The following is a 14,153-nucleotide window of genomic DNA, read 5'->3' as shown; positions in this document are numbered from 1 at the left end:
GTGCGCGCCGAACGGGAACGTCGGCTGGCCGTCGCCGAACCAGACGTCGGCGGTCAGCTTGCCGTCCGAGGCGGCTTCAGCCACCTGCGCCCAGCTCAGCACGGTGCTCGACGGCGCGCCGCGCACCTGCCAGACCCCGCGCTCGACGTCCAGTTCCAGATCGTCGGACGCGGCTTCCAGCAGGTCCGCCGCCAGCTCGCGGGCCTGGGCGATCACCGCGTCGGCCGCCTGCCGGATCGCCGAGCCGCCCAGCTGCAGCGACCGCGAGCCGAACGTGCCGATCGCCTTCGGCACCTCGTCGGTGTCGCCGTGGCGGACGGTGATCTTCTCCAGCGGCACGCCGAGCCGGTCGGACAGCAGCATGGCCAGGGACGTGCCGAGGCCCTGCCCGTGCGGCGAACTGCCGGTCCACGCGACGACCGAGCCGTCCGGATGGATGTCGACCCGGCCGCTCTCGCCACCGCCGTCGCCGCCGGTGATCTCGACGTAGGCGGCGATGCCGAGACCGAGCTCGACCGGGTCCCCCGCCTCGCGCCGCCGCTGCTGCTGCGCCCGCAGTTCCGGGTAGCCGGCGGCGGCCAGGACCTTGTCCAGCGCGGCCGCGTACTCCCCCGTGTCGTAGAAGGCGCCGGTCGGCGTCCGGTACGGGAACTCCTCGGGCCGGATGAAGTTGACCCGCCGGACGTCGGCCGGGTCCAGCCCGAGCTCGGCGGCGAACAGGTCCATCGCCCGCTCGACGGCGGCGGTCGCCTCCGGGCGGCCCGCGCCGCGGTAGGCCGCGACCGGCGTGGTGTTCGTGACCACCGCGCGGCTGCGCGCGCGGCTGCCGGGTCACGGGCCTGGGCTCCTGGAGATCTCCTGGACAGGCCCGCACCGAAGCGGCCGCGGCCGGTGCCGACGTCGAGTAGGTGGCACGGGGCCACCGCCGGAAACGCTCAGGAGTTGCGCGGGAAGCCCAGGTTGACCCCGGCGTGCGAAACGTTCGGCCACCGCGACGTCACGACCTTCGTCCGCGTGAAGAAGTGGAACCCCTCCGGCCCGTACGCGTGGCTGTCGCCGAACAGCGAGTCCTTCCAGCCGCCGAACGAGTAATAGCCCACCGGGACCGGGATCGGCACGTTCACCCCGACCATGCCCACCTCGACCTCGTTCTGGAACCGGCGCGCCGCCGCGCCGTCGCCGGTGAAGATGGCCGTGCCGTTGCCGTACGGGTTCGCGTTGATCAGCTCCAGGGCGTCGTCGTAGGAAGCCGTGCGCGCCACCGCCAGCACCGGCCCGAAGATCTCGTCCGTGTAGATCGACATCGACGGGCGGACGTGGTCGAACAGCGTCGGGCCGAGCCAGAAGCCGTCGCCGGGCACCTCGATCCCCCGGCCGTCGACCACCAGGGACGCCCCCTCCGCCACCCCGACGTCCACATAGGACGAAACCCGGCCGTGGTGCGCCGCCGTGACCAGGGGCCCCATCTCCGACGAAGGGTCGCGGCCGTCGCCGACCTTCAACCGGGTCATCCGCTCGGTGATCTTCTGCACGAGCGCGTCGCCGACCGGGTCGACGGCCACCACCACCGACACCGCCATGCACCGCTCCCCCGCCGAGCCGAACCCGGCCGACACCGCCGCGTCGGCGGCCAGGTCGAGGTCGGCGTCCGGCAGCACCACCATGTGGTTCTTGGCCCCGCCGAGCGCCTGGACGCGCTTGCCGTGCCGGGTGCCGGTTTCGTAGACGTACCGCGCGATCGGCGTCGACCCGACGAACGAGATCGCCTTGACGTCGGCGTGCGACAGCAGCCCGTCGACCGCGACCTTGTCGCCGTGCAGCACGTTGAGCGCGCCCGCGGGCAGCCCGGCCTCGGCGAACAGCTCCGCGATGAACACCGCCGCCGACGGGTCCTTCTCACTGGGCTTGAGCACGACGGTGTTCCCGCAGGCCAGCGCGTTGGGCACGAACCACAGCGGCACCATGGCCGGGAAGTTGAACGGCGAGATCACGCCGACCACGCCGAGCGGCTGGGCGATCGAGTAGACGTCGACGCCGGTGGAGGCGTTCTCGCTGAAGCCGCCCTTGAGCAGCTGGGCGGCGCCGCACGCGAATTCGACGTTCTCGATCGCGCGGGCGATCTCCCCCGCCGCGTCGGACTCGACCTTGCCGTGCTCGCTCGTGATGATCTTCGCCAGCTCGTGCTTGCGGGCCGAGAGCAGCTCGCGGAAGGCGAACAGCACCCGCGTCCGCCCGGCCAGGGACGTCCCGCGCCAGCCCGGCAGCGCCGCCTTGGCCGCGGCGACGGCCGCTTCGACCTCGGCGTCGCCGGCGAAGTCGACCTGCGCCCGGACCTCGCCGGTGGCCGGGTCGAACACCTCACCGGTGCGCCCGGGGGCCCCGGTGAACGGCTTGCCGTCGATCCAGTGGCTGATGCGGTCGGTCACGGCAGGCACTCCTTCGCTGGCGGCAACGTCCGACCTGAGTCTCCGGGCGGCCGCCACGCCAGACCATCGGCAACGTGTACGGACTCGCCATCGCGGCCGTACAGTCTGTCCCTGCCGATCATCCCGAGGAGCCATGTACCCGACCGTCGCCGAGGTCCTCGCGCTGCCGGTGCTGCGCCACGGCCGCCCGCACGTCGTCGCCGGCGCGGCCGGGCTCGACGCGCCGGTGCGCTGGGCGCACGTCGCCGAGGTCGCCGACATCGCGCACCTGCTGCGCGGCGGCGAGCTCGTGCTGACGACCGGCGTCGCGCTGCCCGACGACGGCCCGGCGCTCGCCCGGTACGTCGCCGACCTGGCCGGGGTCGGCGCCGCCGGGGTGGTGGTCGAGCTGGTCCGGCACTGGAGCGACCGGCTGCCCGCCGCGCTGGTCGAAGCGGCCGACGAACACGGCCTGCCGCTGGTCACGCTGTCGCGTGAGACGCGGTTCGTCAGCGTCACCGAGGCCGTCAACGGCCAGATCGTCGACGCCCAGGTCGCCGAGCTGCGCGCGGCCGAGCGCGTGCACGAGACGTTCACCGCGCTGACGGTCGCGGGTGCCGAACCCGGCGTCGTCCTGGGCGAAGTCGCCCGGCTGACCGAGCAGCCCGCGGTGCTGGAGACGCTGTCGCACGAAGTTCTCGCCTACGACGCGGCCGGCACCGACCCGGCCGAGCTGCTCACCGGCTGGCCGGCCCGGTCACGGGTGGTCCAGGTCGGCGAGCGCACCGGCTACCACCCCGGTTCGGGCTGGCTGGTGACCGTGGTCGGCGCGCGCGGGCACGACTGGGGCCGGCTGATCGTCGTCTGCGCCGACCAGCCGCCGCACCGCCACCGGGTGGTCGCCGAGCGGGCCGCGTCCGCGCTCGCCGTGCACCGGCTGGTCGCCAAGGACACCGACGGGCTCGAACGCCAGGCCCACCGCGCGGTGCTCACCGAGCTGCTCGCGTCCCCGGCGCCGACGGCGGAGCTGCTGGCCCGCGCCTCGGCCCTGGCCGTGCCGCTGACCGGGCGGCAGCTGGTCGGGCTGGCGGTCCGGCCGCGGCTGACCGGCACGTCCCGGCCCGCGCTGTCGACGCCGCCGGTGCTGCGCGAACTCGCCGAGGCGACGGTGCTGGCGGCGCGGCGCGCGAAGGTGTCGGCCCTGGTCGGGACGGACGACCTCGGCGTACGGGCGCTGATCGCGCTGTCGCGAGAGGCGAACGCCGAGGCGGTGCTGCACCGCCTCGCCACCGACGTCCACGAGGCCCGCGGCAGCGCGCCGGGCGTGCTGGCGGTCGGCACGACGGTGACGTCGCCGGCCGAAGCGCGGCGGACGCTGTCGGAAGCGAGCCAGGTGGCGGCGGCGGCGCTCGGGACGGGCGTGGAACGCGTGGTGCACCGCCTGTCGGACGTCCGCCTGCGGGGCCTGCTGCACCTGCTGTCCGGCGACGAGCGCGTGACGGCGTTCGCGGCGCGCGAGCTCGGGCCGCTCCTGCAGCGTGACGCGACGTCGGGCAGCCGGCTGGTCCAGGCCCTGCGGCACTACTGCGAACAGGGCGGCAACAAGTCGGCGGCGGCCGCGGCCGCCCACACGTCGAGGACGGCGTACTACCAGCAGCTCGCCCGGATCGAGCAGGTCCTCGGCGTCCGGCTGGAGGAACCGGAGACGATGCTCTCGCTGTACGTCGCCCTCCTGGCGTGGGACCTCACCCGGACGAGCGAAGAAGACTCACCCGGACGTGCAGCACAGTGATCGGCTTCGCCGTGCCGATGACACCGATATGGCCATAATCCCCCTCGCAGCATGCTTGATGAGCCTCGGTTGCCTGGCGCCGGCGCAACCCCCGGCGTCGACCCTGCAGCTGACCACCCACGACACCGCCAACCGCGTCGGTTCGACGCTGCTGACGTGCGAGCCCACCGGCGGCACGCATCCCCACCGCGACAAGGCGTGCGCGGTTCTGACCGGCGTGGACGGCGACTTCTCCCGGATCAACGCCCGGCACCAGGCGTGCACGCTGATCTACGCCCCGGTGGACGTGACGGCGATCGGCACCTGGCACGGAAAGCCGGTGACGTACAAGACGACGTACGCGAACCGGTGCGAGGCCGACCGCGACTCGGACGGCGTCTTCGCGTTCTGACGCCGGTCTGCGACAGCGGAACGGCATCGCCCGATGGGGCATGGCCTGCTTCCGGGCAGGCTGTGCCCCATGCCACCACCGATCGCCACGCCCCGGGCCCGTGCCCTGGGGTTCGGCATGAGACGAGCCCGGCAGGCCCGGAACCTGAAGGTCCGGGAACTCGGCCGGATGATCGACGTTTCGCCGCAGAACATCTCCAACTGGGAGAGCGGCAAGCGGATCCCGAAGATCGATGAGCTCGCCACGATTCTGGGGGCGCTGCGGGTGGGCCACGCGGAACGCGCGCGGCTGGTCGAGTTGGCCCGCACCGCCACCGAGCCCAACTGGCTCGACCACGCGGTGGACGCACCCGAGCGGCTCGCGACCTACCTCGAATACGAGCGGGCCGCGACCAGCATGGCTTGCTGGGCGCCCGCTTTGGTGCCCGGCCTCCTCCAGACTCCCGCCTACATCAGGGCCATCTTCGCCACCCCGGGCCACCCGGCGGCGCACATCGAGAAGCAGGTCATGTCCAGGCTCGCCCGCCGGGAACTGCTGACCGGCCGCCACCGCCTGCCGTGCGGGATCCTGCTCGGCGAGGCGGTGCTGCACCAGAACATCGGCGGTCCGACGGTCATGGCCGAACAGCTCACCTACCTGCGCTCGCGGATGCGGCTGCCGAACGTGTCGGTGCGCATCGTGCCGAATGGCATCGGCTACCACCCCGGGCTGTACGGGCCGTTCATCGTCTTCGATTACGCGGACCTGCCCGCGATCGTTTACCTGGAGCACCACCGGGGCAGCGGGTATGTTTACGACGAGCACGATATGGCTGGTTATCGTGCGGCCAACAAGAACCTGTCCTCCCTGGCGCTGAGCGAGCACGACTCCGATCGGCTCATCCAGGGGGTGATCACCGAACTGGAGGCCTGAAATGTCAGATGCCACCTGGCGGAAGTCCTCCTACAGCGGCACTGAGGAATGCGTCGAAGTTCGGTTGTCCCAGATCCGCGACACGAAAGACCGCCGCGGCGGCACACTCTCCGTCACCACCCGATCGTGGGAAGCCTTCGTGGCCTGCCTGAGCGCGCGGAAGCCGCCGGGTCGCCCCCACGACGGCCCGGTGGCTTCCGCGTAACTCTTGACCACGCGCCGCCCGGCGGTCCGGTTCAGCCGCAGGCGGTCGCCGGGCCGAGCGTCACGTCCCGTGCCGTCGAACGGCTCAGGTTCCAGGCCGGCCAGCCGTCCGGGGTGTCGTCCGCCGCCAGGACCCGGCGGAGCACGCACGTGCGCAACGGTTCCGGCAGCCGGGCCGACACGACCGGGACCACGTCGGCGGAGAAGCCCGCCAGGTAGCGGTGGTCGAGGGGCTTGCCCGCCGCCGCGCGGTCGAGGTTGGCGTCGGCGATGAGGCGTTCCGGGTCGAGGACGGCCAGCGCCAGCAGGGCCGTCACGGCCGTGGCGATCGCCGCGCGGGGCAGCCACGCCGGGCGCAAGCGCACCAGCGCCGCCAGGACCAGGACGAACAGCGCACCGAACCACAGTTCGCAGACCTCGACCAGCAGTCGCAGGACCGTGAAGCCGTACGCCTCCTGGTAGGTCCACATGCGACTCAACGCGGACCCGACGAGGACCAGGCTCAAGGCGCTGAGCGTCCCGAGCAGAACGCGCTGGCGGAGCCGGTCGGCCTTCGTCGCGTCCGGCGCCCACCGCAGCGCCGCGGCGACGATGGCGAGCGTCAGCACGGTGACCGCGCACAGCTGCCAGAAGCCGCCGCGGGCGTATTCGGCCGAGGTCAGGTTGCCGGTGCGCAGGACGTACTCCGTCCCGCCGAACAGCACGACCAGCCGTACCCCGACGAAAACGCCGAACACCACGATGAGCACGACGAGCGGGACCGTCCATTCCAGACCGTATCTGGTCTGGTGTGGACGGTCGCCCGACGCCCGCCGCGGTGGCGCGGCGAGGAAGTAGCACGCCCCGGCGACGACCGACGCGACGACGGCGAAGACCGCGCACCACCGCACGAGCGTCGCGCCGCTGAGATCCGGGATCATGGCGTTGACGACGGCGGCGAAGGCGGCATCGGCGCTGGCGAGCAGCGGCACGAAGACCCCGACGAGCCCGGCGGCGGCGAGCACGGCCAGCGCGATCCGCCGGGCGACGCCGTCGCGCCGGCCGGCGAAGCGCCCGACCCCGCGCCCGACCCACGGGAGGGCGAGGAACGCCTCGACGGGCAGGGCGAGCATGTCGTAGAGAACGGAGTTGACGGTCCGTTCCCCGACGACCGCCAGCGACCCGGCCACCACGGCCCCGGCCACGCAGAGGGCGAACAACCACCCCGACGCCCGCACGGCGCCCATGGCGAGCAGCGCGAGGGCGAGAACGGCCCACCCGGCATTGCGCCAGGTGAAAGCGCTTGCTTCGCCATTTCGCGACCGCCGGTCGGCCACGACGACCCCCGCGGCCACGGCCAGCCCGCCGAGCACCCACCCGACCCCGGGCCGATCGACGGGCAGCACCAGCGCGCCGGCGATCCCGGCCACCCCGGCGGCGGGCAGAACGGCGGGCGGAAGCGGAACAACGGCGTACTTCGGCGGCGGCAGCGCCCGCATGAGAACGGGCGGAGCGGCAATGGCCACCCCACCACTCGACCCGGCGCCCGGCGCGCCGACGGCGGGTCCTCCGCCCGCAGCCGGCGCACCGGTCGCCTCCGCAACCCCCGGCCGCTTCCCCCGCGGCACACGCTCCCCTCCCCCGTGCGCCACCGCGGCAACCCCCGGCCCATCCACCCTGTTCTTCGGCATCCCGTCTGCTCCCATGTTCGCTTCTGCAAATACCCCGCCCGCGAAACCGCGAGCCTCCCGACGAGAACGTCTCAACCCGGCAGCGTCACCCGGATCCGGCTGCCCGCCCCGGCCGACGGGTCCACCACCCCGATCGTCCCGCCGTGCAGTTCCACCGCCCACCGCGCGATCGCCAGCCCGAGCCCCGTCCCCCCGCCCGACGTCCGCTCCCCGCGCGTGAACCGCTCGAACACCCGCTCCCGGTCCGCCGCGGCGACCCCGGGCCCGTCGTCGCACACGTCGATGCGGACCTCGCCCGGCCGCACCTCGGCCAGCACGCGCACCGAACCGCCCGACGGGCCGTGGCGGGCCGCGTTCTCCAGGAGGTTGGCCACCACCTGGAACAACCGGCCGCGGTCGGCGACCACCACCGCGTCACCAGGCGTCACCGACACCGAGAAACCGACCCCGCGCACCAGAGCCGCCTCCGACACCGCCTCGGACAGCAGCGAAGCAAGCGAGAACGACGTCTTGTGCAGCGGCATGGCCCCGGCGTCCAGGCGGGACAGGTCCAGCAGTTCGTCCACCAGGGTCGCCAGGCGCTCGGTCTGCTGCAGCGCCGTCTTCAACGTCGCCGGATCGGGGTCCTCGACGCCGTCGACCAGGTTTTCCAGCACCCCGTTCAACGCCGTGATCGGCGTTCGCAGCTCGTGCGACACGTTCGCGATCAGCTCGCGGCGCTGCCGGTCCGCGTCGCCGAGGTCGCCGGCCATCTGGTTGAACGCCGACGCCAGCACCCCGACCTCATCCCGCGTGGTGGCCCGGATCCGCCGCGTGTAGTCGCCCTTCGCCATCGCCCGGGCCGCCGCCGTCATTTCGCGCAGCGGCCGCGTCATGCCGTGGGCCAGCACCTGTGACAGCACCAGAGCCAGCACCATCGCGGTGATCGTCGTCTTCGGCGGCAGCCAGCCGATCTGCCAGTTGAAGAACGCGAACGCCACCCCACCGGAGGCCACCATCAGGATGGCCAGCTTCAGCTTGATCGACCGGATCCGGTCGAGCGGTCGCGGCACGAGGTTCACGAGCCCGCCTCCAGCGCGTAGCCGACGCCGTGCACGGTCCGGATCAGGTCCGCCCCCAGCTTGCGCCGCAGCGCCTTGATGTGGCTGTCCACCGCCCGGGTGCCCGCGGACGTGCCGTGGACGTCCCAGTCCCACACCTCCGACAGCAGCCGTTCCCGCGGCTGCACGACCCGCGGCCGCCGCGCGAAGTGCACCAGCAGGTCGAACTCGATCGGCGTCAGCTGCGCCGCGACGCCGGCTCGCGCGACGCGCCGCTGGTCGACGTCGATCTCGAGGTCGCCGAGCACGATCCGGGTGCCCGTCACCGACGACGAGCGCTCGACGCGCCGCAGCAGCGCGTGCACCCGGGCCGTGAGTACCCGCATCGAAAACGGTTTCGTGAGGTAGTCGTCGGCGCCGACGCCCAGCCCGACCAGCATGTCCGTCTCGTCGGCCCGCGCGGTCAGCATCAGCACCGGCACCGGGCGCCGCCCCTGGATCCGGCGGCAGACTTCCAGGCCGTCGAACCCCGGCAGCATCACGTCCAGCACCACCAGGTCCGGCTCCGCGGCCGCATCCGCCTCGACGGCGGCCGGTCCGTCGTGGACGACGTCCACCCCGAACCCCTCGGCCCGCAGCCGGGCCGCGATCGACGCGGCGATCGTGACGTCGTCCTCGACGACGAGCACCCGTCGTCCACCCAGTTCCATGGCCACGACCCTAAGCACCTCCGGTGGAGACGGTCCGCGTGAAGTGTGAAGATCCTGTGGAGACGTTTCACCCGCTTTGCCGGTTCGTGACGGGCAGAGGTGTGACGCAGGTCATGCACTCCGGGCCGGTTCGCGCAATCGACAGACTGCACTCCTGATCAGCGAACAGTGAACAGACTGCCGTTGCCGCGGCCCTGACCTGGCGCGCAGGATGCCGCAATGGCGCCGACACCCGCAGACCAGCGCGTGCACGACGACGGCCGGGTCGAGCTCGACCCCGCCGGCGTCCGGTCTCTCGAAGGCAGCCGGTTCTTCAACGAGGAACTGGCCCCCGTCGCGATCGAAAAACGGACCTGGACCACCTACAACTACTTCGCGCTCTGGATGGGGATGGCGCACAACATCCCCAGCTACGCCCTGGCCGCCTCCCTCATCGCGCTCGGCATGAACTGGGTGCAGGCGCTGATCACGATCACGATCGGCAACCTGGTCGTGCTCGCGCCGATGCTGCTCAACAGCCACGCCGGCACGAAGTACGGCATCCCGTTCCCGGTGTTCGCCCGCGCGTTCTACGGCCTGCGCGGCGCCAACCTGGCCGCGCTGCTGCGCGCGTTCATCGCGTGCGGCTGGTTCGGCATCCAGACGTGGGTCGGCGGCGAGGCCATCTACGTCATCCTCGGCCGGCTGCTCGGCTCGTGGTGGCGCGACTCCGCCGTCGTCGCCGGGCAGCACTGGACGCTCTGGCTGTCCTTCGTGGTCTTCTGGATCGGCCAGCTGCTGATCATCTGGCGCGGCATGGAGGCGGTCCGCCGGTTCGAAAACTGGACGGCGCCGCTGGTGTCCGTCGGCTTCCTGATCATGCTCGGGTACGTGCTGGTCAAGGCGGGCGGCCTCGGCCCGATCCTGGCCGACGGCGGCAAGCTCGGCTGGGGCCCGGACTTCTGGAAGGTGTTCGCGCCGTCGCTGATGGCGATGATCGCGTTCTGGTCGACGCTGTCGCTGAACATGCCGGACTTCACCCGCTTCGGCGGCAGCCAGCGCAAGCAGGTCCGCGGCCAGATCCTCGGCCTGCCGACCACGATGACGTTCATCGCGATCGTGGCCATCCTGACCACGTCGGGCGGGCACGTCCTGTACGGCGAGGACATCTGGGACCCGGCGCAGCTGGCGGACAAGTTCGACAGCCCGGTCGTGGTCGTCGTCGCGCTGGTCGCGCTGGTGCTGGCGACGATCTCGGCGAACCTCGCGGCCAACGTCGTCAGCCCGTCCTACGACTTCTCGAACGCCTTCCCCAAGAAGATCACCTTCGCGGTCGGCGGCGGGATCACCGGCGTCATCGGTGTCCTCATCCAGCCGTGGCGGCTGTACTCCGACCCGAACATCTACATCTTCGCCTGGCTCGGTTTCTACGGCGGCCTGCTCGGCGCGGTGGCCGGCGTGCTCGTCGCCGGGTACTGGGTCATCAACCGCACGAAGCTGCGGCTGAAGGACCTCTACACACCCGATGGGGTGTATTGGTTCAGCGGCGGCTGGAACTGGCGCGCCCTGGTCGCGACGCTGGTGGGAGCGTTGCTGGCGGTCGGCGGGGCCTACGGCGGGCCGTTCCCGGACGCCGGTCTCATCCCGTTCCTCAAGCCGCTTTACGACTACAACTGGGTGGTCGGCCTGGTCGGCGCGTTCGCCGTCTTCGCCGCCCTGTCCATGCCCTTGTCCACGACGAAGGAGGAAATCAGTGAGCGTGGTTCGAGCCGGCCTGATCCAGCAGCGGTGGACGGGTGACAAGGAGTCCATGATCAAGGCGGCCGTCGACCACATCGGCACCGCCGCTTCCCAGGGCGCCCAGGTCGTCTGCCTCCAGGAACTGTTCTACGGGCCGTACTTCTGCCAGGTGCAGGACGCCGACTACTACTCCTACACCGAGGCCATCCCGGACGGACCCACCACGAAGCTCATGCAGGAGGTGGCCGAGCGCCACGGCATCGTGCTCATCGTGCCGATGTACGAGGTCGAGCAGCCCGGCGTCTACTACAACACCGCCGCGGTGATCGACGCCGACGGCACCTACCTCGGCAAGTACCGCAAGAACCACATCCCGCAGGTCAAGGGGTTCTGGGAGAAGTTCTACTTCCGCCCCGGCAACCTCGGCTACCCGGTGTTCGACACGGCGGTGGGCCGCATCGGCGTCTACATCTGCTACGAGCGGCACTTCCCGGAGGGCTGGCGCGCGCTCGGCCTGGCCGGGGCGAAGATCGTGTTCAACCCGTCGGCGACCAGCCGCAGCCTGTCGCAGTACCTGTGGAAGCTGGAGCAGCCGGCGGCCGCGGTGGCGAACGAGTACTTCGTCGGCGCGATCAACCGGGTGGGCGTGGAACCCCTGGGCGACAACGACTTCTACGGCCAGACGTACTTCGTCGACCCGCGCGGCCAGCTGGTCGACGAGGCCGCCTCCGACACCGAAGACGAGGTCGTGGTGCGCGACCTCGACATGTCGCTGCTCGAGGAAGTCCGGAACCAGTGGGCGTTCTACCGCGACCGCCGCCCGGACACCTACGGCCCGCTCGCGGAGGCCTGATGACCACCCTCCCCATCCATGCCCCCGCCACCACCCTCAATCGAGGCGCTTCGCGCCGCCTCCTCATCAGTGGCGGTCGGGTCGTTTCGCCGTCCGGCGCGTTCCCGGCGGACGTCCTCGTCGACGGCGAGACCATCGCCGCCGTGGGGGCGCCCGGGACACTCACCGGCGACGAGACGATCGACGCCACCGGGAAGTACGTGCTGCCCGGCGGCATCGACGCCCACACCCACATGGAGATGCCGTTCGGCGGCACCCATTCGGTGGACACGTTCGCGACCGGGACGACGGCGGCCGCGTGGGGCGGCACGACCACGATCATCGACTTCGCCGTGCAGGCCAAGGGCACGTCCTTGCTGTCCACTTTGGACAAGTGGCACGCCAAGGCCGACGGCAACTGCGCGATCGACTACGGCTTCCACATGATCGTCTCCGACGTCAACGACCAGTCGTTGAAGGAGATGGAAGCCTGCATCGACGGCGGCGTCGGCAGCTTCAAGATGTTCATGGCCTATCCGGGGGTGTTCTACTCCACGGACGGGGAAATCCTGCTGGCGATGCAGAAGGCGCGGGAAATCGGCGCTACGATCATGATGCACGCGGAAAACGGCATCGCGATCGATCAGCTGGCGGCGCAGGCCGTGGCGGCCGGGAACACCGACCCGGTGCAGCACGGGCTGACGCGGCCACCGGAACTGGAGGGAGAAGCGACATCGCGGGCGATCCAGCTCGCCAAAGTCACCGGCTCGCCGTTGTACATCGTGCACCTGTCGGCGTCGCAAGCGCTTGCGGCGGTGGCGGAAGCACGCAACGACGGTCAGAACGTCTTCGCCGAGACGTGCCCGCAGTACCTGTACCTGTCCATTGAGGACCTGGCCAAGCCGGACTTCGAAGGCGCGAAGTACGTCGCTTCGCCGCCGCTGCGGGAAAAGTCGCACCAGGCCGACCTGTGGCGCGGGCTGCGGACGAACGACCTGTCTGTGGTGTCCACCGATCACTGCCCCTTCTGCTTCAAGGACCAGAAGGAGCTGGGACGCGGCGACTTCCGGGCCATCCCGAACGGGATGCCGGGCGTCGAGCACCGGATGGACCTGCTGCACCAGGGCGTCGTCGCGGGCCAGCTGACGCTGGGTCGCTGGGTCGAGACGTGCTCGGCGACGCCGGCGCGGATGTTCGGGCTGTACCCGAAGAAGGGAGTCATCGCGGCGGGTTCGGACGCGGACATCGTGATCTACGACCCTGCTGCTCGTCAGACGTTGTCGGCTGCGACGCACCACATGAACGTGGACTACTCGGCGTACGAAGGGTTCGAGATCACCGGCCGGGTGCACACGGTGCTCTCGCGTGGGCGCGTTGTGGTGTCGCCGGACGGGTTCACCGGGTCGACGTCGCACGGCAAGTACCTGTCCCGCTCGCTGAACCAGTACTTGAACTGAGGACGCCATGGACTTCGGGATCGTGCTGCAGACCGACCCGCCCGCGCGGGACGTCGTGCGGCTGATGAAGGACGCCGAGGACTGCGGGTTCCGCTACGGCTGGACGTTCGACTCCTGCGTGCTGTGGCAGGAACCGTTCGTCGTCTACTCGGCGATCCTCGCGGCGACGTCGTCCCTCGTCGTCGGGCCGATGGTGACCAGCCCGGGCACGCGGGACTGGTCGGTGATGGCGTCGACCTTCGCGACCCTCAACGACATGTACGGCAACCGGACCGTGTGCGGCATCGGCCGCGGCGACTCGGCGCACCGGGTGGTCGGCAAGCCGCCGTCCACCCTGGCCACCGTGCGCGACTGCATGCGCGTGGTCAAGGACCTCGCCGAGGGCCGCGCGGTGACCATGAACGAGAAGACCGTGCAGATCCCCTGGGTCCGGAACGGGCAGCTCGAAATGTGGATGGCGGGGTATGGCCCGAAGGCCCTGCAGACGGTGGGCGAGCACGCCGACGGCTTCATCCTCCAGTGCGCGGACCCGGCGATCGCCCGCTGGACGATCGGCGCGGTCCGCGACGCGGCCCGAGCGGCCGGCCGCGACCCGGGCGGCATCACGATCTGCGTCGCGGCGCCGGCGTACGTCGGCGAAGACCGGCCGCACCAGCGGGAACAGCTGCGCTGGTTCGGCGGCATGGTCGGCAACCACGTCGCGGACCTGGTGGCGCGGTACGGCTCGTCGGGTGCGGTGCCGCGCGAACTGACGGACTACATCCGCGAGCGCGAGGGCTACGACTACAGCCACCACGGCAAGGCGGGCAACCCGTCGACGGAGTTCGTCCCGGACGAGATCGTCGACCGGTTCTGCCTGCTGGGGCCGCCTTCTGCCCACGTCGAGCGGCTGCAGGAGCTGGCGGAACTGGGCGTGGACCAGTTCTCGCTGTACCTGATGCACGACGACCGCGAGGCGACCCTGGCGTCCTACGGGACGCAGGTCATCCCGAAACTCACCGCGTAGGGCCCGCCCTACCCC

At 71.3% G+C, this 14,153-nt stretch carries 12 protein-coding genes and 1 pseudogene; 8 read left to right on the top strand and 5 right to left on the bottom strand.

What is annotated here, in order from left to right; genetic code table 11:
* Together C2L59_RS07950 and C2L59_RS07945 are read right to left on the bottom strand one after the other, a co-directional pair.
* Nucleotides 1–831, bottom strand: a pseudogene (locus C2L59_RS07950) (xanthine dehydrogenase family protein molybdopterin-binding subunit); the annotation flags it as partial.
* A gap of 104 nt (nt 832–935) precedes the next feature.
* The gene (locus tag C2L59_RS07945; protein ID WP_199198964.1) at nt 936–2,426 is read right to left on the bottom strand and encodes a CoA-acylating methylmalonate-semialdehyde dehydrogenase; all 1,491 of its coding nucleotides are present in this window, start codon (nt 2,424–2,426) and stop codon (nt 936–938) included.
* Nucleotides 2,427–2,559: 133 nt separating this feature from the next.
* Here C2L59_RS07945 and C2L59_RS07940 point away from each other — a divergent pair, with 133 nt between their 5' ends.
* From C2L59_RS07940 to C2L59_RS07925, 4 genes are read left to right on the top strand one after another with little or no spacing between them, the layout of a single operon-like run.
* Nucleotides 2,560–4,197 (top strand): PucR family transcriptional regulator ligand-binding domain-containing protein, encoded by a 1,638-nt coding sequence (locus C2L59_RS07940; RefSeq protein ID WP_103348844.1) that lies wholly within the window; start codon nt 2,560–2,562, stop codon nt 4,195–4,197.
* Between the two features lie 58 nt (nt 4,198–4,255).
* The gene (locus C2L59_RS07935; protein WP_199198963.1) at nt 4,256–4,588 is read left to right on the top strand and encodes an SSI family serine proteinase inhibitor; all 333 of its coding nucleotides are present in this window, start codon (nt 4,256–4,258) and stop codon (nt 4,586–4,588) included.
* A gap of 33 nt (nt 4,589–4,621) precedes the next feature.
* On the top strand, nt 4,622–5,500 hold the full coding sequence (locus tag C2L59_RS07930; protein ID WP_370444722.1) for a helix-turn-helix transcriptional regulator: 879 nt from the start codon (nt 4,622–4,624) through the stop codon (nt 5,498–5,500).
* 1 nt (nt 5,501) lies between these two features.
* Nucleotides 5,502–5,705: a DUF397 domain-containing protein gene (locus tag C2L59_RS07925; RefSeq protein WP_103348841.1), complete on the top strand. Its 204-nt coding sequence runs from the start codon at nt 5,502–5,504 to the stop codon at nt 5,703–5,705.
* Between the two features lie 31 nt (nt 5,706–5,736).
* On the opposite strand, the gene C2L59_RS07920 is transcribed toward C2L59_RS07925, so the two are convergent.
* The 3 genes from C2L59_RS07920 to C2L59_RS07910 all read right to left on the bottom strand — a co-directional run bounded on the left by C2L59_RS07920 (nt 5,737) and on the right by C2L59_RS07910 (nt 9,103).
* Nucleotides 5,737–7,209 (bottom strand): DUF4153 domain-containing protein, encoded by a 1,473-nt coding sequence (locus C2L59_RS07920; RefSeq protein ID WP_103348840.1) that lies wholly within the window; start codon nt 7,207–7,209, stop codon nt 5,737–5,739.
* Nucleotides 7,210–7,445: 236 nt separating this feature from the next.
* Nucleotides 7,446–8,435, bottom strand: a complete 990-nt coding sequence (locus tag C2L59_RS07915) for an ATP-binding protein (protein ID WP_103348839.1) — start codon at nt 8,433–8,435, stop codon at nt 7,446–7,448.
* Nucleotides 8,432–9,103: a response regulator transcription factor gene (locus C2L59_RS07910; protein ID WP_199198970.1), complete on the bottom strand. Its 672-nt coding sequence runs from the start codon at nt 9,101–9,103 to the stop codon at nt 8,432–8,434. Before C2L59_RS07910 ends, C2L59_RS07915 begins: the two co-directional genes overlap by 4 nt.
* Nucleotides 9,104–9,343: 240 nt before the next feature.
* Between C2L59_RS07910 and C2L59_RS07905 the strand changes: the two genes are divergently transcribed.
* From C2L59_RS07905 to C2L59_RS07890, 4 genes are read left to right on the top strand one after another with little or no spacing between them, the layout of a single operon-like run.
* Complete coding sequence (locus tag C2L59_RS07905) at nt 9,344–10,903, top strand: NCS1 family nucleobase:cation symporter-1 (protein WP_103348837.1); 1,560 nt, start codon at nt 9,344–9,346, stop codon at nt 10,901–10,903.
* Nucleotides 10,904–10,913: 10 nt separating this feature from the next.
* A complete protein-coding gene (locus C2L59_RS07900; protein WP_233223334.1) occupies nt 10,914–11,696 on the top strand; it encodes a nitrilase-related carbon-nitrogen hydrolase in 783 nt (260 codons plus the stop codon).
* Nucleotides 11,696–13,132 (top strand): dihydropyrimidinase, encoded by a 1,437-nt coding sequence (gene hydA, locus C2L59_RS07895; RefSeq protein ID WP_233223328.1) that lies wholly within the window; start codon nt 11,696–11,698, stop codon nt 13,130–13,132. The genes C2L59_RS07900 and hydA overlap by 1 nt, the downstream gene beginning before the upstream one ends.
* A 7-nt stretch (nt 13,133–13,139) precedes the next feature.
* Entirely contained in the window at nt 13,140–14,138 is a 999-nt protein-coding gene (locus C2L59_RS07890) for a TIGR03842 family LLM class F420-dependent oxidoreductase (protein WP_103348835.1), read from the top strand.
* The last annotated feature ends 15 nt before the right edge of the window (nt 14,139–14,153 follow it).

It is taken from the genome of Amycolatopsis sp. CA-128772 (assembly GCF_002904295.1).
In the GTDB taxonomy this organism is placed as follows: Bacteria; Actinomycetota; Actinomycetes; order Mycobacteriales; family Pseudonocardiaceae; genus Amycolatopsis.
The sequence above is the reverse complement of the archived record's forward strand: the minus strand, read 5'-3'. Positions and strand labels throughout refer to the sequence as shown.